The organism is Pseudomonas azerbaijanoccidentalis, from assembly GCF_019145495.1.
GTDB lineage: Bacteria > Pseudomonadota > Gammaproteobacteria > Pseudomonadales > Pseudomonadaceae > Aquipseudomonas > Aquipseudomonas azerbaijanoccidentalis.
This window is the reverse complement of the sequence record NZ_JAHSTU010000001.1, coordinates 1,100,935-1,118,586: the sequence shown is the minus strand read 5'-3', so window position 1 is coordinate 1,118,586 and position 17,652 is coordinate 1,100,935. Positions and strand designations below refer to the sequence as shown.

At 60.4% G+C, this 17,652-nt stretch carries 14 protein-coding genes and 1 pseudogene; 11 read left to right on the top strand and 4 right to left on the bottom strand.

Annotated features, from left to right (window positions below):
- Positions 1–144 precede the first annotated feature (144 nt).
- The gene (locus tag KVG88_RS04700) at positions 145–576 is read right to left on the bottom strand and encodes a nuclear transport factor 2 family protein (protein WP_150702476.1); all 432 of its coding nucleotides are present in this window, start codon (positions 574–576) and stop codon (positions 145–147) included.
- Between the two features lie 175 nt (positions 577–751).
- Between KVG88_RS04700 and KVG88_RS04695 the strand changes: the two genes are divergently transcribed.
- The 3 genes and pseudogenes from KVG88_RS04695 (at position 752) to KVG88_RS31285 (ending at position 3,128) form a co-directional block, all read left to right on the top strand.
- On the top strand, positions 752–1,426 hold the full coding sequence (locus KVG88_RS04695; protein WP_217870484.1) for a DUF2238 domain-containing protein: 675 nt from the start codon (positions 752–754) through the stop codon (positions 1,424–1,426).
- 88 nt (positions 1,427–1,514) lie between these two features.
- Positions 1,515–2,270 (top strand): annotated as a pseudogene (locus KVG88_RS31290) (MCP four helix bundle domain-containing protein); the annotation flags it as partial.
- Complete coding sequence (locus KVG88_RS31285) at positions 2,265–3,128, top strand: methyl-accepting chemotaxis protein (RefSeq protein ID WP_437179938.1); 864 nt, start codon at positions 2,265–2,267, stop codon at positions 3,126–3,128. The pseudogene KVG88_RS31290 and the gene KVG88_RS31285, both read left to right, overlap by 6 nt.
- A gap of 4 nt (positions 3,129–3,132) precedes the next feature.
- On the opposite strand, the gene KVG88_RS04685 is transcribed toward KVG88_RS31285, so the two are convergent.
- Positions 3,133–3,339 (bottom strand): hypothetical protein, encoded by a 207-nt coding sequence (locus tag KVG88_RS04685; protein WP_217870482.1) that lies wholly within the window; start codon positions 3,337–3,339, stop codon positions 3,133–3,135.
- A 145-nt stretch (positions 3,340–3,484) separates the two neighbouring features.
- On the opposite strand from KVG88_RS04685, the gene KVG88_RS04680 reads away from it, so the two are divergent.
- The 5 genes from KVG88_RS04680 to KVG88_RS04660 all read left to right on the top strand — a co-directional run bounded on the left by KVG88_RS04680 (position 3,485) and on the right by KVG88_RS04660 (position 9,928).
- Positions 3,485–5,065: an ABC transporter substrate-binding protein gene (locus KVG88_RS04680; protein ID WP_217870481.1), complete on the top strand. Its 1,581-nt coding sequence runs from the start codon at positions 3,485–3,487 to the stop codon at positions 5,063–5,065.
- A 14-nt stretch (positions 5,066–5,079) separates the two neighbouring features.
- A complete protein-coding gene (locus KVG88_RS04675; protein ID WP_217870480.1) occupies positions 5,080–6,021 on the top strand; it encodes an ABC transporter permease in 942 nt (313 codons plus the stop codon).
- A complete protein-coding gene (locus KVG88_RS04670; RefSeq protein WP_217870479.1) occupies positions 6,018–6,893 on the top strand; it encodes an ABC transporter permease in 876 nt (291 codons plus the stop codon). The genes KVG88_RS04675 and KVG88_RS04670 overlap by 4 nt, the downstream gene beginning before the upstream one ends.
- A 2-nt stretch (positions 6,894–6,895) precedes the next feature.
- The gene (locus KVG88_RS04665) at positions 6,896–8,527 is read left to right on the top strand and encodes an ABC transporter ATP-binding protein (protein ID WP_217870478.1); all 1,632 of its coding nucleotides are present in this window, start codon (positions 6,896–6,898) and stop codon (positions 8,525–8,527) included.
- Positions 8,528–8,641: 114 nt separating this feature from the next.
- Positions 8,642–9,928, top strand: coding sequence for an OprD family porin (locus tag KVG88_RS04660; protein WP_217870477.1), 1,287 nt, complete (start codon positions 8,642–8,644; stop codon positions 9,926–9,928).
- Between the two features lie 212 nt (positions 9,929–10,140).
- On the opposite strand, the gene KVG88_RS04655 is transcribed toward KVG88_RS04660, so the two are convergent.
- Positions 10,141–11,019, bottom strand: coding sequence for a GntR family transcriptional regulator (locus tag KVG88_RS04655; RefSeq protein ID WP_150702485.1), 879 nt, complete (start codon positions 11,017–11,019; stop codon positions 10,141–10,143).
- A gap of 190 nt (positions 11,020–11,209) precedes the next feature.
- Here KVG88_RS04655 and KVG88_RS04650 point away from each other — a divergent pair, with 190 nt between their 5' ends.
- The 3 genes from KVG88_RS04650 (at position 11,210) to KVG88_RS04640 (ending at position 15,655) form a co-directional block, all read left to right on the top strand.
- Positions 11,210–12,709 (top strand): serine hydrolase domain-containing protein, encoded by a 1,500-nt coding sequence (locus KVG88_RS04650; protein ID WP_217870476.1) that lies wholly within the window; start codon positions 11,210–11,212, stop codon positions 12,707–12,709.
- Between the two features lie 201 nt (positions 12,710–12,910).
- Complete coding sequence (gene aptA, locus KVG88_RS04645; protein WP_150702487.1) at positions 12,911–14,218, top strand: omega-aminotransferase AptA; 1,308 nt, start codon at positions 12,911–12,913, stop codon at positions 14,216–14,218.
- 9 nt (positions 14,219–14,227) lie between these two features.
- A complete protein-coding gene (locus KVG88_RS04640) occupies positions 14,228–15,655 on the top strand; it encodes an aldehyde dehydrogenase family protein (RefSeq protein ID WP_217870475.1) in 1,428 nt (475 codons plus the stop codon).
- 141 nt (positions 15,656–15,796) lie between these two features.
- On the opposite strand, the gene ilvD is transcribed toward KVG88_RS04640, so the two are convergent.
- Entirely contained in the window at positions 15,797–17,479 is a 1,683-nt protein-coding gene (gene ilvD, locus KVG88_RS04635; protein WP_150702490.1) for a dihydroxy-acid dehydratase, read from the bottom strand.
- Positions 17,480–17,652 lie beyond the last annotated feature (173 nt).

The following is a 17,652-nucleotide window of genomic DNA, read 5'->3' as shown; positions in this document are numbered from 1 at the left end:
GGCGCAGCCTGCGTCCGGCTGCGCAGCAGTCGTAAAACCTGCGTATGCGGTTTACCAAACAGACCGCAATGCCTGAATTTGCGACTGCTGCGTCCGAACGCGGCCCGAACCGGACGCAGGCTGCGCCAGCTGCTACAGATTTTGTCAGAACTTGAAGGCTTGTCGTCCTACCAGTAACCATTTCCCATTCTGTTTCTGCCAGATCTGGAAGTTCTCGATCTCGGTCGGAACCACTTCCGTGCCCTTCAAGGCCTGAGCGGAAAAGTGATGGCGGACCAACGCGACATCGCCGGAAACGGTGATGGTCTGGTTCTGCATCTCAAGGGTCTTGAACGCGCTTTTGCCGGTTTCGATGTCGGCGATGAATTCCTTCTTGTTCTGAATCTTGCCGCTGGAATGCCCGTAGGTCAGGTTATCGGCGGTCAAGGTCTGAAGCTGCGTGATGTTTTTGTGCAGCATGGCGTCGGTCAGATGATCAACGGCTTGCGCTACATCCTTGTCTGCGGCAGCGGGGGCGGCAGCGACATAGCCGCTGAACAGGCACAGAAAACCGACCAGCAATGTTGTTTTTTTCATGGGTGTTTCCTTGTTGTTGTAGGGGCTGACTGACACTCGAACATTAATTCATCAGTCATCGTACAACCTAGCATGCTGCCAAGGAAAAAAGCGAACTTGCGCCACGGGTTTTTCTCGAAGTTAAAGGTTCGTCACTGTTTTGAGACCAAGTGCCGGATTTCGAGGATTCAATGCCATGCCGACCAAGGCACACCCGCGATACGAATTGACGCTGTTTTTGTTCTTGCTGGCCATCGTGGCCGTACTGGGTTTTTCGCCCCGCAGCCGGGTCGACTGGGCGCTGGAGAACCTGCTGGTGCTGTTACTGGTGGGGACACTGCTAGCGGTTTATCGGCAGTTTCGTTTGTCGGCCGCATCACTCACCCTGGTTTTCGTCTTCTTGTGCGTCCACGAACTCGGCTCGCACTTCACCTATTCCCTGGTGCCTTACGATCGCTGGTGTTCAGCCATGACCGGGTTCAGTTTCAACAAAACCTTTGGCCTGCACCGTAACCATTACGACCGTCTGGTGCACCTGAGCTACGGCCTGTTGTTGGTCTATCCCATCCGTGAAGTGCTGCTGCGGCTCACGCCCTTGCGCGGTTTCTGGCTGTTTTTCGTGACCCTGAACATCATGCTGTCCACGTCGGCGGTTTACGAATTGGTGGAATGGGTGGGGGGTGCTTACTTGGGGGACGACACCTCGCAAGCGTTTGTCGGAGCGCAAAACGACCCATGGGATTCGCAAAAGGACATGGCGCTCGCCGTTCTGGGGGGGGTCATCAGTTTGCTGGTGGTGTCCCTGCATAGCGCCGTGCGCCAACCCCTGATGCCTACCGCATGTCGTAAAAAATGGAATCAGCGGGGTTAGCCTTCAATTCTCACGCGGATCAGTCGATAGCCTTTTCAGCAATCAGACTTTAGTCGATCAACGGGCGTGCGAAGAGAGGAACCACAGAGTGTCCATAAAACTGCGTTTACTGTTGTTGATCGGTACCGGTGTGCTCACGGCGTTGATCATGGGGTTGGTCAGTTACCTGGGTAATGGCCAGATGGCGCAAGCGGTGCAGGACAATGACGTCGGCATGAGCGCGCTGCGCAATCACCTTGAAGCCGACATGATGCACGACGCCCTGCGCGCCGATGTGCTTTCGGCGATGCTGGTGGGATTGGGCAAAAGCACCAGTAGTCAGGCCGAGGTGCGCAATTCCCTGGAGGAGCACACCGGGCATTTTCGCGAGATGCTCGGGGAGAATCTCAAGCTGCCGGTCAATGACACCTTGAAAACCGCGCTGAGCCAGATCAAGCCCAGCCTCGACACGTACATCAGTGCCGCCGAGCGCATTGTCAGCCTGGCACTGGAAAACCCCGACGCTGCGCAAAAGGAACTGGGCGCCTTCAACAATGCCTTCAGCCAACTGGAAGACCAGATGGCCGCCCTCAGCGAGCTGATCGAAAGCAACACGCAACAGACCAGCCAAGGCACCGCGCACGCCATCAGCAACGCCAACCTGACCGTCGGCGGTGTGCTGATTGCCAGCCTGTTGTTGCTGCTGGCACTGGGTCGCTCGGCAATCGTGAGCATCATGGGGCCACTGCAGACTGCCAGCCGCATCGCCGACAGCATCGCCCATGGCAACCTGAGCGAACCGATTGTCGAGACGCAGCGCAACGACGAAGCCAGCCGATTGATTCGTAGCCTGGCCACCATGCAGCGTGATCTGCGCGGCATGATCGAAGTGGTGCGCAGCAACGCCCATGGCGTCAGCGGCATGAGCGTGCAACTGAGCAACGGTTGTCACGAAGTCGCCGGCAGCAGTCAGCAGCAAAGCGCCGCTGCCAGCACCATGGCCGCTGCCGCCAGTGAAATGACCGCGAGCATCGAGGAAATCACTCGGCACGCCGAGCGCGCGCTGGACATGGCCAATCAGGCCGAAGCCTTGGCCAAGGACGGTGGGCGGGTGATCCATCAAGTGGTCAACGACATGGATGGCATCGCCCGTTCGGCGCAGCAGTCGGCGCAGGTGATTCGTACGCTGGACAAGGAATCCGAAGGGATTTTCAGCATCATCCAGGTGATCAAGGGCATCGCCGATCAAACCAACCTGCTAGCGCTCAACGCCGCCATCGAAGCGGCCCGCGCCGGCGAGCAGGGCCGTGGTTTTGCCGTGGTCGCCGATGAGGTGCGCAGCCTGGCCGGGCGCACCAGCGCCTCGACCCAGGAAATCGCCACCATGGTCGCGCGCATCCAGCAAAGCACCCGCGAAGCGGTGGTCAGCATGGAGGAGGGCGTGGCCCAGGTCGACAAAGGCATGGCCGTGACCGCCGACGTCGAGCGCGCCATCCGCGAAATCCTTGAAGCCACGCTGAACACCACGCAACTGGTCAACGACATCAGCCGCACCATCGGCGAACAAAGCCTGGCCAGCAACGAAATCGCCCATCAGGTGGAGATGATTGCCGGCATGTCCGAAGGCAACAGCAAAGTGATCGGGCAGACGGCGTCGACGACAGATGAGTTGTCGAGTCTGGCGGGGCAGTTGTCGCAGTCAGTGGATCGGTTCCGCCTGTAAGGCATTATTTCGTCTGATCTATCGCCATCGCGAGCAGGCTCGCTCCCACATTGGAATGCATTTCAACTGTGGGAGCGAGCCTGCTCGCGATGGCGTCCTCAGTAACCCCAGAAATCTCGAAGCCTGCCACCTGCGCGATGATTTGGTGCGCCCTAAAAACGACTACAAATGTTTTTATATGCTTAAAAAAACATTGCAATGCAGCCTTCATGCTGTGAATATGTCCGTGCGAATTTAAAAAAACATAATCGCATGCGGCACTGACCAAGGTCAGGCCATAACAAAAACGACATAAACACAGGCTTGAAGCCGGCTCTGCCCCTGGCCGGACTTTTCAGCGAAGGAGAACCTCTCCCGTGAATCGCTTACTGAACAGATCTCTTTGCGTCACCCTGCAAGCGCTCGGTGTTGTCGCGCTCGGTGCCGTCATTGCACAGGCCCAGGCCGATACCACCTTGCGTGTTGGCCTGAATGCCGACATCCGCAGCACCGAGCCCGGCGTCAACCGCGACGAAAACACCGATACCGTCATCCTGCACATTGTTGAAGGCCTGGTGGCCCATCGTGAGGACGCCACGGTCGGCCCGCTGCTGGCCAAGGAGGTTCAGGTTTCCGACGATGGTTTGACCTACACCTTCAAACTGCGCGAAGGGGTGCGCTTTCAGAACGGCGCGACGCTGACCGCCGCCGACGTCAAATGGACGTGGTCGCACTACCTCAACCCGCAAACACAGTGGCGCTGCCTGGCGGAGTTCGATGGTCGCGGCGGGGCGAAGATCACCGGCATCACCACACCTGATCCGCTGACCGTGGTGTTCCAGCTCGATCAGCCTAGCGGTTTGTTCCTGGCGTCCATGGCCCGTCCCGATTGCGGCGGGGGCGGTATCTTGCACCCGGATTCGGTGGCGGCGGACGGACGCTGGAAGGCACCGATCGGCACCGGCCCGTTCACCCTTGCCGACTGGAAGCCCGGCCAATTTGTACAGTTGGCTCGCTTCAAGGATTACAGCGCCCGTGACGATGCCGGGCCGGATGGTTTTACCGGCAAGAAGCAGGCACTGGTCGATAACGTGCGCTTCATGATCATCCCCGATGCGGCTTCGGCCAAGGCAGCCTTGCTGTCGAACAACATCGACCTGCTACCGGACGTCACCGCCAGCGATGCCCAGGAGCTCAAGGCGTTGCCGGGGATTCAAGTGTCGGTCAGCCCGATCATGGCGATCTGCGGCTTGTTGTTCCAGACCAACGACCCGCTGCTCAAGGACGTGCGCATCCGCCAGGCCATCGCCCATTCGCTGGATTACGGGCAAATGGTCACGGCCCTGTCCAATGGCTTGTCCGAACCGAACAACTCGGCGATCCCGCAAACCAGTGCGTTCTACGATGCCACGGCAAAACAGGGATACAAGTACGACCCGCAGGAGGCGCAACGCTTGCTGAAAGAGGCGGGCTATCACGGCCAGCCGATCAAGATGATCGTCAACAAACGCTATCAGCAAATGTTCGACATGGGCGTGTTGAGCCAGGCCATGGCCCAGGCCACCGGGCTGAATATCGAAATGGAAACCCTGGAGTGGGGCACCCAACTGGAGCGCTACCAAAGCGGCAACTACCAGATGATGTCGTTCTCCTATTCCTCTCGGCTGGACCCGGCACTGGGCTTCGATTCGCTGATGGGCGACAAAACCAAGGAACCGCGTAAAGTCTGGGATAACCCCCAAGCCCAGGCATTGCTGCGTGAGGCGGTGCGCGAGCGTGACACGGGTAAACGACAAGCGTTGTTCGACCAATTGCACCGGATGATGATCCAGGACACGCCCATGGTGATCATCTACAACGGCACCATTATCGGTGGGTTGCGTGACAGCGTACGCGGCTACCACTCCTGGCCGGTGGCCAAGCCGCGACTGTGGGGCGTCAGCCTCGCGGCCAAGTAACGCGGAGTCTGATCATGTTGCGTTTTATCCTGCAAAAACTCGGGATGGCGATACCGACGCTGTTGCTGATTTCGGTGATGGTGTTCGCGTTGATTCGCCTGATTCCCGGTGACCCGGCGCTGTTGATGCTCGGCGACATGGCCGACCCGCAAAGCCTGGCCGACATGCGGAGCAATCTGGGGCTGGATCACTCGTTGGTGACCCAGTTCCTGATCTGGTTCAAGGCTGTCCTTAGCGGTGACCTGGGCTTTTCCATCAGCACCAAACAGGCAGTGTTGCCGCTGATTCTGGAGCGTTTCAGTGTCAGTGCGATCATCGTGTTGGTGGCGGTTTTGCTGGCCACGCTGATTGCTGTGCCGGTAGGGCTGGTGGCTGCGTGGAAACAGAACAGCGCGCTGGATCTGGGGCTGGTGACCACCGCCACATTGCTGCTGTCGATCCCCAGCTTCTGGCTCGGTTTGCTGCTGCTTCACGCGTTCGGCATCAAGCTCGGCTGGCTGCCGGTGGTGGGTTACGTCAGCTTCGCCCAGGCCCCGTGGCAAGCCATGAGTTTTCTGGTGCTGCCGGTCATCACCCTGACCCTGGTCGAGCTGGGAGCGATTACCCGAATGGCCCGTGCCAGCACCATTGAAGTGTTGCGCCTGGAATACATCGCCCATGCCCGCGCCAAGGGTTTATCCGAACGCGCGGTGTTGTGGCGGCATGCCTTGCCCAACGCGTTTGCGCCGACCTGGACCCTGGTCGGGCTGATCCTCGGCAACCTGCTGGGCGGCATCGCGGTACTGGAAACCGTGTTCACCCTGCCGGGCATCGGCCGGCTGATGGTGGATGCGATTTTCGCCCGTGACTATCCGGTGCTGCAGGGCTGCCTGCTGCTGATCACCTTCATCTATGTGCTGGTCAACCTTTGTGTGGATCTGCTCTACCCACTGTTCGATCCAAGGGTGAAGTTATGAGTTCGAATATCCCTGTGGCGCCTTTCGTCGGTGCTGCGAGCCCACCCGCCAAGCGCCGTCGTGCCTGGCCAGCGGCCAATGCGCTGGTTGGTGGCGGGTTGTTGATTGTGTTGATTGGCCTGGCGTTGCTGGGACTGGTGTGGACACCGTTCGACCCGCTGCGAATCGATCTGCTGTCGCGCTTGCAAGGCCCTTCAGCCCTGCATTGGCTGGGCACCGACGAATTCGGTCGCGATGTGTTCAGCCGGCTGTTGATCGGTGCCCGCACCAGCCTGTGGATCAGTCTGTTGACGGTCAGTGTCGCGGTGGTCGCCGGTACGCTGATCGGCATGCTCGCCGGTTACCTGCGCGGCTGGACCGATCGTGTGCTGATGATGTTCAACGATGCGTTGCTGGCGTTTCCGGGCATCCTGATGGCACTGGGCATCATGGCGATCATCGGTGCCAGCAAATACGGCATCGTCCTGGCACTGGGCATTGCCTACACGCCGTCGGTGGTGCGGGTGGTGCGTGGCACGGTGCTGTCGTTGCGCGAGCTGGAATACATCGAGGCGTCGCGGGTGATTGGCAACTCGGAGCTGTACACCATGCTGCGGCATATCGCGCCCAACTGTCTGGCGCCGCTGTGTGTGCTGGCGACCAGCATGTTCGGTTGGGCATTGCTGTCGGAAAGTGCTCTGAGCTTCCTTGGCCTGGGCGTGCCACCGCCCGCGGCGACCTGGGGCAACATGCTTGCCAGCAGCCGTCCGTACATCGCTTCGGCGCCCTGGCTGGGGATTTTTCCGGGGCTGTTCATCTGCCTGGCGCTGTTGGCTATCAATCTGTTTGGCGATGCACTGCGTGATCGTCTCGACCCGCGGATGAGGAAATGAGCATGTCAGCCACCAATGTTTTGTTGAACGTGGAAAACCTGAAGATCCGCGTGGGTGAGCATGGGCCGTTGGCCGTCGACGACTTGAGCTTCAGCGTTGCACCGGGCGAAATCGTGGCACTGGTCGGTGAATCCGGCAGCGGCAAGACCATGGCCGCACGGGCAGCGATCGGCCTACTGCCGATGCCGATGCAGGTCTGCGGCGGGCGCCTGGATTTCCAGGGCCGCGATCTGGTGACCCTCGACACCGCCGGGCTGCGGGCCATCCGTGGCGCGAGCATCGGCATGGTGTTTCAGGAACCGATGGTTTCGCTCAATCCAGCGTTGAAAATCGGCCAGCAAATGAGCGAAGCGTTGCAACTGCACACCGACCTGAATGCCGGGCAGATCCGCGAACGCTGCCTGACCATGTTGCGGCGCATCGGCATCAAGGATGCCGAGGGTTGCCTGGAAGCCTATCCGCACCAATTCTCCGGCGGCATGCGCCAACGGATCATGCTGGCCTCGGTGATGTTGCTGCGCCCGGCCCTGTTGATTGCCGACGAGCCGACCACCGCACTCGATTGCCTGGCTCAACTGGATGTGATCGAGCTGATGCTGGAGCTGACCCGCGAGCAGGGCACGGCGATTCTGTTCATCAGCCATGACCTGTCTCTGGTGGCGCGCTATGCCCACAAAGTGGTGGTGATGCGCCACGGCCAGTCGGTGGAGCAGGGCACGATCAACGACATTCTGCTGGCCCCCAAGGCCGAGTACACCCGCCAGTTGCTGGAGGCGTTGCCACGGCGCGGCGAACTGGCGGCGTTGCCGGCTAGCAATGGCCCGTTGGTGGAGGTCGATCAGGTGTGCATCGAGCATCCGGGACCACCCTCGTTCTGGGGCAAGCGCCAGTACAAACGGGTGGTGCATTCGGCCAGCCTCGCCATTGCACCGGGAGAAACCCTGGCGCTGGTGGGCGGTAGTGGCTCGGGCAAAACCACCCTTGGCCGTTCGCTGGTAGGTTTGATCAAACCCTGTGCCGGGGCGATTCGCTTCAAAGGTGTGGACATTCTCAAGGCTGCCAACCGCACCCACCGTCTGCAATGCCAGATGATATTCCAGGACCCGTATTCGTCGCTCAATCCGCGGATGAAAATCGGCGAGATTCTGGCCGAACCGCTGCGTCATGAGCCCGGGATGAATGCCGCCCAGCGCAGCGAACGGGTCGCGCAGACGTTGCGAGATGTGGGCCTTGGCGAGCAGTTTGTCGAGCGCTTTCCTCATCAATTGTCCGGTGGCCAGCGCCAGCGAGTCGCCATTGGCCGAGCGTTGGTGCGACACCCGCAACTGGTGATCGCCGACGAGCCGATATCCGCTTTGGACATGACCATCCAGAAGCAGATTCTGGAGTTGTTCGAGCGCTTGCAAGCGCAGTACGGCTTTGCCTGCCTGTTCATTTCCCATGACCTGGCAGCTGTGGAGCGCATCGCTCACCGGGTAGCAGTCATGCACCAAGGCGAAGTGGTGGAAGTCGGCGCTCGCGAGCAGGTCTTTGACCATCCGCAGCACCCCTACACGCGCCAGTTGCTGGCGGCGGCCAGCCCACTGGAAAAACTCGCTGACGGTGGTTATCGAATACGACCGGCCAGCGTTTGATTTAACACCCTGATTGCACCCCGCGCGCCAGTCCCGAAACCGGCGCGAAGGGGGAAGTCATGTCCGAAAAACAATAAGACCAACTCACTCACGACGACTGCCAGGAGCCAAGCAATGAGCAACAACAGCAATCTGAACCTGATCATGACCGGTGTCAGCCTGATGGGCGGGGGCCTGCTGAGCGCACCGGCCCAGGCCGATTTCATCAAGGACAGCAAGGCCGATCTGGAGCTGAAGAACTACTACTTCAACCGCGATTACCGTGAGGATGCCGGGCAATCCAAGCGCGAAGAATGGGCGCAGGGTTTCATCCTCAACCTGAAGTCGGGTTTCACCGAAGGCACGGTCGGTTTTGGCGTGGACGCGGTGGGCATGCTCGGCTTGAAACTCGACTCCAGCCCCGACCGCTCCGGCTCTGGTTTGCTGTCGCGGGACAACGAGGCCGAGCCGGGCAAACCGAGCTACGCGAAACGCGCGCACGACGAATATTCCAAGCTGGGCGTGACCGGAAAAATGCGTATCGCCAAAAGCGAGTTGCGCACGGGTTATCTGCTGCCCGACCTGCCAACCCTGCAACCGAACACCAGCCGACTGTTCCCGCAGAGCTTCCGTGGCACTCAAGTGACATCGGCGGACATCAAGGACCTGACCTTGATCGGCGGCCAGATCGACCGGACCAAGCAGCGTGAGTCAACCGACTACGAAGAGATGGGCCTGACGAGCCAGAGCGGCGCTTACAAAAGCTCGGCCAAAAGTGACGAGTTCAACTTTGTCGGCGGCGATTACAAACTCAATCCGAACCTGACGCTGACCTACCACTTTGCACAGCTGGAAGACATCTATCAGCAGCATTACGTCGGCCTGAAAAACAGCTTTGCCCTAGGTGGCGGCACGCTGAAAACCGACATCCGCTACTTCGACGCGGACAAGGCAGGCGCAGGTCTGGCGGGCAAGGTCGACAACCGTGCGCTGAGTACGCGAATGGCTTACAGCTACAAGGGCCACAGCCTGGGTGGCGGTTATCAGGAACAGTACGGCGACACGCCTTTTACCTATGTGGACGGAACCAACACTTATCTGTTTTCCGAGTACCAACTGAGCAACTTCTCCCAGACCAACGAGCGGGTCTGGCACGCGCGCTACGACTTTGACTTTGCCGTGCTGGGGGTTCCGGGGCTGACGTTTTCCACGCGCTGGGCCAAGGGCGATCAGGCTGAAGTCCTGGGTTTTGCTGGCGAGGGGCGTGAGTGGGAGCGGGATATCGACCTGGGCTATGTGTTTCAGTCCGGGGCGCTCAAGGGTGTTTCGTTGCGCTGGCGTAATGGCTTGAGCAAGGCCAACTACCTGCGGGACATGAACGAAAACCGTGTGATCGTCGGTTATACCGTGGCGCTTTGGTGATGAGCAGGGTGTGTACGCTAAACAACTGTGGGAGCCAGCCTGCTGGCGATGGCGGTGTGTCAGCCAACCTGATTTCACGGATGTCTTTCGTCAAATGCGGGAGCTGCCAAAGGCTGCGATCTTTTGATCTTGCTTTCAAGATCGCAGCCTCGTTGCACTCGACGGCTCCTACAGGGGCATGTCCAGCCTTGGCTGGCCATATTCAACAGGTATCAGGCCTTATTGCGAGCAACACCCATCTTGCTGGCGACTTCCAAATGCCGGTGGAGCAAGGTCGAAGCCCATTCGTTATCGCCTTGCTCCAGCGCATCAAGAATTGCCAGGTGCTCACGGCAGGACACTTTCACCCGCTCGACATTGCTCGCCGAATGAAACTCGGTCAGCCGACGCAAACGGTTCTGCTGCTGGATCGCCTGAAGGATGTAGGTATTGCCGGACGCTGCGGCGAGCAGTTCATGGAACTCGGCGTTGCATTCGAAAAAGCGCTGGCCGTCGACCTGGCCTTCGAGCAATTCGAGTTGCCGTTCCCGGCAGCGCCGGAACTGTTCGGCATTGATTTTGAACGTGGGCTCCAGCAGCCCGGCGGGCTCGACCAGCATGCGAAAACGGTAACTCTCGAAGCGCGTCTGCGGGCTGCTCAGGGTGGGCAGGAACATCCAGCCATGCCCGTGTTTGCGCTGCATGACGCCTTCATCGGAAAGCCGCAGCAGGCAGCGGCGCAGCACGCTTTTACCGGCACCGTACCTTCGCAACAAATCACTTTCGGAGATCTGGTCGGGCAAGACCTGGTTCAGCCGGTCGTCGATCAGCCGGGTGTAAAGCTCGTCCTCTTCGTTATGCAGCTCATCGAACTGTTCGGCCAGGCCCGCAGAGGTTTGCAGCGGTACGCGAAAGCCTTGCTGGGGCAACGGTTCGATCAGTTGCTGTTCGGCCAGGTACGAAAGGGCGCTGCGGATCGGCGAGCGCGACACGCCCAGCCGTTGGCTCAGTTCCACCTCCTTGAGGTGGGTACCGGGTTGCAGGTCGCCGGACTGAATGGCGGAAAGGATCTGGCCGGCGACTTTGGTCTGCAGCGAGGTGAGTTGAGCCATGGCGCGTTGTCGTTCCTGTGACAGGGGAGGCAAGGATACCCGAAAAGGCCGGAAAGCTTTGGAGCGGCCTGAAACTGAATTATAGGGGCTGCAAATACATTTATGCAGCGACCAGTAAAACCAAGTCTGTATTATTTGAAATATAAAAACATTGCCAAGCAGAGAAACGGCAATTTTGAGGACGTTAGTCATGACCTATGTACCCCTGCCCAGAGCCTTGCCCCATGAACGAGGCGTCGACCCTCAAGGCATCGTTGACTTCCTCTCGGCGGTGGACAGCGCCGGACTTGAACTGCACAGCTTCATGCTTTATCGCCAGGGCGCGGTGGTGGCAGAAGCATTCTGGCGGCCGTACTCGGCGCGGCGCCGGCATGTGCAGCACTCGGCGACGAAGAGTTGGACCGCCACGGCCGTGGGGCTGCTGGTCGATGACGGACGCCTGAATCTCGATGACAAAGTGGTCAGTTTTTTCCCCGAGCTGTGCCCGGTCGAGATCAGCGAAAACCTTGCCGCCATGACCGTGGAAGACTTGCTGACCATGCGCACCGGCCACCCGCGGGGCATTTCCGGCGGCGACTGGCGCAACCTTAAAACCAGCTGGGTCGAAGCTTTTTTACACGAGCCAGTGACGGTGCCGCCGGGTAAAGACTTCATCTACAGCAGCGCTTCAAGCTTTATGCTGTCGGCGATTGTCACCCGGGTCAGCGGGCAAACCCTGCACGCCTTGCTGCAAGAGCGGGTGCTGGATTACCTCGGCATGGACGGCCTGGAATGGGACCTGGCACCCGGTGGTTTCAACTCCGGCGGTAATGGCTTGAGTTGCACCACGGAAGACTCCCTGAAGTTCGGTGTGTTGCACCTGAACCGGGGTCAGTGGCAGGGGCGGCAGTTGCTGAGCCCGCAGTGGATTGCCGATGCCACGCGCAATCAGGTGGACGATGTGTGGATGGGGGAGTTCGACGGCAAGCAGTACCTGCCGCGCAGCAAAGACAGCCACACCGAATCGCGTCAGGAAGGCTACGGCTATCAATGGTGGATGACCGAACACGGCGGTTACTACGCGTCCGGTGTCTTCGGTCAGTACTGCATGGTGCTGCCGGACCAGGACACGGTGATCGCTTTCACCTGCGGTCTGCGTTTGGGCGAGAAACGTCTGAAAGCAGCGATCTGGGAGCACCTGTTCCCGGCACTGGGACGTGAGGCCTCGGAGCCGCACACCATCCAAACGCAACTCGTCGGCCTGATCGACGCCCTGCGCCTGCCGACCCTGCAAGGCCTGAGCGAGTCGCCGCACGCCGCTGCCCTGCAAGGCCGTTTCGCCGTGGCGCCAAACGAGGACGGCGTGCTGGAACTGGGCTTCGACTTTCACGATGACTACTGCGATTTCACCCTGATCGACCACCGTGGGCGACACAGTTTACGTGTTGGCCTGCATCAGCCCATTGAGTCGCAGACCAGCCTCACCGGCAATTATCTGCATCACCAATACCAACCGGAGCAGACCCCGGTCATTGCCCACGCTCGCTGGAGCGCGCAAGGCGAGTTGCGCATGGATTGGCGCTTTGTCGAAACGACTTTTGGCGACCACGTTTGCTGTCGTCTGGAAGAGGGCCGCTTGCTGTTTGATCGTGGCGTCAACACCAACGCCGGATCGATGCAACGCCCAACCCTGACCGGCACCCGGATCTGATCCCTGCCAGTTTCCTCGCAGGTGAACACGCTTTGCGTAGCAGCTGGCGCAGCCTGCGTTCGGCTGCGAAGCAGTCGTAAAACCTGAGTGCTTGATCTTCCTGAAGCACCGCGTCGGCTGACTCCACGACTGCTGCGCAGCCGAACGCAGGCTGCGCCAGCGGCTACAGATCACCGTTACCTTATTGTTTGGAGCAAAAAAATGAACCCGATGTCGACTTCCGCGCTGTGGGCGCCTTTTACCCCAATGCGCCAATTCAATCGTCAGCCGATGCTGTTCGAAAGCGCTGAGGGCATGCATTACACCACCACCGAGGGGCACCGGGTGCTGGATGCCATGGCCGGACTCTGGTGCGTCAACGCCGGCCACGGTCAGGCACGGATTGTCGAGGCGATTCGTGAAGCAGCAGGGCGGCTGGACTTCGTGTCCTCGTTCAAGATGAGCCATCCGGCGGCGCTGAGCATGGCCGACCAATTGGCAGCGATTGCCCCGGCGGGGCTCGACAAGGTGTTCTTCACCAACTCGGGATCAGAGGCGGTCGACACCGCGCTGAAGATCGCCCGCGCCTACCATCAGGCCCGAGGCGACAGCCGTCGGACCAAGCTGATCGGCCGTGCCAAGGGCTATCACGGTATGGGCTTCGGTGGGTTGTCGGTGTCGGGTATCGGTCGGCAGAAACGCGACTTCGGGCCACTGCTCGGCGATGTTGCGCACCTGCCGCTGCCCTATGATGCCGGTCTGCGCTTCAGCAACGGTCAACCGCAACAGGGCGCCCACTACGCCGACGCGTTGTTGCAATTGCTGGAGGTGCACGACCCGGCGACAGTGGCGGCGGTCATCGTTGAACCGGTGACCGGCTCCGGTGGCGTCTATGCGCCGCCCGTGGGTTACTTGCAGAGGCTGCGCGAGATTTGCGACCGCCATGGCGTGCTGCTGATTTTCGATGAAGTGATTACCGGTTTCGGACGCCTTGGCCACTCGTTCGCCGCCCAGGCATTCGGGGTGACGCCGGACCTGATGACCCTCGCCAAGGGTTTGACCAATGGCGCCGTACCCATGGGCGCCGTGCTGGTCAGCGGTTCGGTGTATGACGCATTCATGGCGGGCCCCGAGCAAGCCATCGAGCTGATGCACGGTTACACCTATTCGGCGCATCCGCTGGCGTGCGCGGCAGGGCTGGCGACTCTGGCGGTGCATGAAGAATTGGGCATCAATGCCCATGTCCGGCAAGTCGCCCCGGTCTGGCAAAGTGCTGCGTTGGCGTTGCGCGAGCAAACATCGGTGCAGGACATTCGGGCCATCGGCCTGTTGTGCGCCGTCGAGCTCAAATCCCGCGAAAATGCGCCAGGCGCTCGCGCCGCTGAAGTCGCGCAACGCTGCTTCGACGCCGGCCTGCTGGTACGAGCTTCAGGCGAAAACATTGTGCTGTCGCCACCGCTGATCATTAGCGAGGAGCAAATCGCGCTGATTTTCGACACCTTGCAGCGCGTGCTCGATCAAGTCGCCTGAGGAGACCCGATGAATTACCTGGACTTCTACATTGATGGCGAGTGGGTCAAGCCTTTGGGGGGTGAATCGCTGGAGGTGATCGACCCGTCCACCGAGCGCGCCATCGGTGCGATCACGCTGGGCACCCGTGCTGACCTCGACCGCGCCGTGGCGGCGGCCCGCCATGCGTTTACGTCTTACGCGCAATGGTCGCGCGAAGACCGCCTGGAGCTGCTGGCCGCGATCATCGAGGGTTACCGTCAGCAAAGCGAAGCGTTGGTCGAACGGGTGCATCGGGAGATGGGCGCGCCATTGTCACTGGCGCGCAGTGCCCATGTGCCGGCGGGTCTCGGGCATCTGCAACGGGCCTTCGACGTGCTGCGCAGTTATGAGTTTGACCGACTCCACGGAACGACGCTGATCAGCCGCGAGCCGATTGGCGTCTGCGGGCTGATCACGCCCTGGAACTGGCCGCTGAACCAACTGACCTGCAAACTCGCTGCGGCATTGGCGGCGGGGTGCACCATGGTGCTCAAGCCCAGTGAGAAGGCGCCGTTGTCGGCGATGTTGCTGGCTGACATTCTTCACCAGGCCGGCGTACCCAAGGGCGTGTTCAATCTGGTCAATGGCGATGGTCCGACCATCGGCGACGGCATCGCCCGGCATCCTGAAATCGATATGGTTTCGTTCACCGGATCCACCGCTGCTGGTATTGCCGTGGCCAAGTCCGCCGCCGATACGGTCAAGCGGGTTTCGCAGGAGTTGGGTGGCAAGTCGGCCAATCTGATTCTCGCCGACGCCGATATCGACGCGGCGGTGCGCCATGGCGTCAGCAGCTGTTTTCGCAACAGCGGACAGTCCTGCAACGCGCCAACCCGCCTGTTGATTCCTCGAGCAATGCAAGCGCAGGCCATCGAGATCGCGCAGTCCGTCGCCGGGCAAATCTGTTTCGATGACAGCCAGCCCGCCAATGCCATGGGGCCGCTGGCGAATGCCGCGCAGTTCGAGCGAGTGCAGGCGTTGATCGGTGAAGCCATCGATCAAGGTGCGCGGGCAGTGTGTGGCGGCGTCGGCCGTCCCGACGGTGTGACTCAGGGCTATTTCGTCCGGCCGACGGTGTTCGCCGACGTCCATCCGGACATGCCGATCGCCCGGGAAGAAGTGTTCGGACCGGTATTGGTGATCATCCCCTATGACACGGAAGACCAAGCCGTGGCGATCGCCAACGACAGCCCTTACGGCCTTTCGGGTTATGTCACGGCAGGTACGCTGGAGCGCGCCCGAGTCGTAGCGCGGCGCTTGCGTACGGGCATGGTTCATCTCAACGGCAGCAAGGCCGATAACGGCGCACCGTTTGGTGGCTACAAACAGTCGGGCAACGGCCGTGAATGGGGTGTGTACGGGTTGGAGGATTACCTCGAGGTGAAGTCGATGTTCGGGTATCAGCCGAATGTTTAGGTGACTGTGCAGCCCTCATCGCGAGCAGGCTCGCTCCCACAGTTAATCTTCAGCGAACACAAAATCTGTGGTCGCCGCAGATCCCTTGTGGGAGCGAGCCTGCTCGCGATAGCGTCAGAGCAGGCAACATAGAACTACCGGTCAAAGATACTTATCGGTAACTGCCCCCTCCGAAGCGCTCGAAACCGTTTTCGCATACTTGGCCAACACCCCGCGCTTGTACTTCGATTCCGGCCGCACCCAGCGCGATTTGCGCTCGGCCAGCTCTGCATCGGACACATCGACCGTAATCTGCCGGGTTTCGGCGTCGATGGTGATCTTGTCGCCATTTTCGATCAGCGCAATCGGCCCGCCTTCGAAGGCCTCCGGCGTGATATGCCCCACCACGAAACCGTGGGAGCCACCGGAAAAGCGCCCATCAGTGATCAACGCCACATCCTTGCCCAACCCTTTGCCCATCACCGCCGACGTCGGTGAAAGCATCTCGCGCATGCCCGGCCCGCCCTTGGGGCCTTCGTAGCGGATCACGATCACTTCACCGGGTTTTACTTCGCCGTTGAGAATGCCCGCCAGCGCACCTTCCTCACCGTGATAAACCCGCGCCGTGCCTTCAAAACGCAGGCCTTCCTTGCCGGTGATCTTGGCCACCGCGCCGGTGGGCGAGAGGTTGCCGTGCAGCACCACCAGGTGCGAATCCTTTTTGACCGGCCGGTCGAAGGGCAGGATCACGTCCTGGCCTTCGGGGTAGTCGGGCACGCTTTCGAGGTTTTCGGCGAGGGTCTTGCCAGTGACCGTCATGACGTCGCCATGCAGCATGCCCGCCGCCAACATGCGCTTCATCAAGGGCTGAATGCCGCCGATGGCCACCAACTCGCTCATCATGTACTTGCCGCTGGGGCGCAGGTCGGCCACCACCGGGGAAATCTTGCCCAGCTCGATGAAATCGTCCAGGGTCAACTCGACATCCACCGCATTGGCCATGGCCAACAGATGCAACACCGCGTTGGTCGAGCCGGCGAGGGCGATCACCACGCGGATGGCGTTTTCGAAGGCTTTGCGGGTCATGATGTCCCGCGGTTTCAGATCGAGCTTGAGCAGCTCCATGACCTGCTGGCCGGCGCGATAACTGTCCGAGGCCTTGTCGCCGCCGACGGCATCCTGGGAGCTTGAGCCCGGCAGGCTCATGCCCAACGCTTCGATGGCCGAGGCCATGGTGTTGGCGGTGTACATGCCGCCGCAGGAACCGGGGCCGGGGATCGCCACTTCTTCGATCTGTTTGACCTGGATTTCGCTGATGTCACCACGGGCATGCTGACCGACGGCCTCAAACACGGAAATGATGTCGGTGTGGCCGGCGCCGGGGCGGATGGTGCCGCCATAGACGAAGATCGACGGTCGATTGAGCCGCGCCATGCCGATCAGGCAGCCCGGCATGTTTTTGTCGCAACCGCCCACGGTCACCAAACCGTCGAAGCCTTCGCAACCGACCACGACCTCGATGGAGTCGGCAATCACCTCGCGGGACACCAGCGAATACTTCATACCTTCAGTGCCGTTGGCGATGCCGTCGGAGATGGTGATGGTGTTGAAAATCACGCCTTTGGCACCCGCCGCGTTCGCACCTTTTTCCACTTCCAGCGCCAACTTGTCGATGTGCATGTTGCAAGGCGTCACCATCGCCCAGGTCGAGGCAATACCGATCTGCGGCTTGTTGAAGTCGTCATCGGTAAAACCCACCGCACGCAGCATGGCGCGCGCCGGGGCGGCCTCGACGCCGTCGATCACTTGAGAAGAGTATTTGCGCAGATAGTCTTTATCGCTCATGACAATGCACCCATTGAGGCAAACAGGATCAGTATAGAGCTCCCACCGCGCCTATCCGGACTAACGAGTCGGGAACAGACGCGCGGGTTAGCCATGTCGTGATATTCTTGGCGCAACTTGGTTTGACCTATTCAGTTTGCCTGTCCACGAGACAGGCGAACAGAATCACTGTC

What these genes read in the sequence shown, in the direction of transcription:
- ilvD (WP_150702490.1), bottom strand. Translation starts at nt 17,479, where the DNA reads ATGAGCGATAAAGACTATCTGCGCAAATACTCTTCTCAAGTGATCGAC.
- KVG88_RS04655 (WP_150702485.1), bottom strand. Translation starts at nt 11,019, where the DNA reads ATGGCTCAACTCACCTCGCTGCAGACCAAAGTCGCCGGCCAGATCCTT.
- KVG88_RS04640 (WP_217870475.1), top strand. Translation starts at nt 14,228, where the DNA reads ATGAATTACCTGGACTTCTACATTGATGGCGAGTGGGTCAAGCCTTTG.
- KVG88_RS04685 (WP_217870482.1), bottom strand. Translation starts at nt 3,339, where the DNA reads ATGAAGGCTGCATTGCAATGTTTTTTTAAGCATATAAAAACATTTGTA.
- KVG88_RS04700 (WP_150702476.1), bottom strand. Translation starts at nt 576, where the DNA reads ATGAAAAAAACAACATTGCTGGTCGGTTTTCTGTGCCTGTTCAGCGGC.
- aptA (WP_150702487.1), top strand. Translation starts at nt 12,911, where the DNA reads ATGAACCCGATGTCGACTTCCGCGCTGTGGGCGCCTTTTACCCCAATG.
- KVG88_RS04695 (WP_217870484.1), top strand. Translation starts at nt 752, where the DNA reads ATGCCGACCAAGGCACACCCGCGATACGAATTGACGCTGTTTTTGTTC.
- KVG88_RS04670 (WP_217870479.1), top strand. Translation starts at nt 6,018, where the DNA reads ATGAGTTCGAATATCCCTGTGGCGCCTTTCGTCGGTGCTGCGAGCCCA.
- KVG88_RS31285 (WP_437179938.1), top strand. Translation starts at nt 2,265, where the DNA reads ATGCAGCGTGATCTGCGCGGCATGATCGAAGTGGTGCGCAGCAACGCC.
- KVG88_RS04665 (WP_217870478.1), top strand. Translation starts at nt 6,896, where the DNA reads ATGTCAGCCACCAATGTTTTGTTGAACGTGGAAAACCTGAAGATCCGC.
- KVG88_RS04660 (WP_217870477.1), top strand. Translation starts at nt 8,642, where the DNA reads ATGAGCAACAACAGCAATCTGAACCTGATCATGACCGGTGTCAGCCTG.
- KVG88_RS04650 (WP_217870476.1), top strand. Translation starts at nt 11,210, where the DNA reads ATGACCTATGTACCCCTGCCCAGAGCCTTGCCCCATGAACGAGGCGTC.
- KVG88_RS04675 (WP_217870480.1), top strand. Translation starts at nt 5,080, where the DNA reads ATGTTGCGTTTTATCCTGCAAAAACTCGGGATGGCGATACCGACGCTG.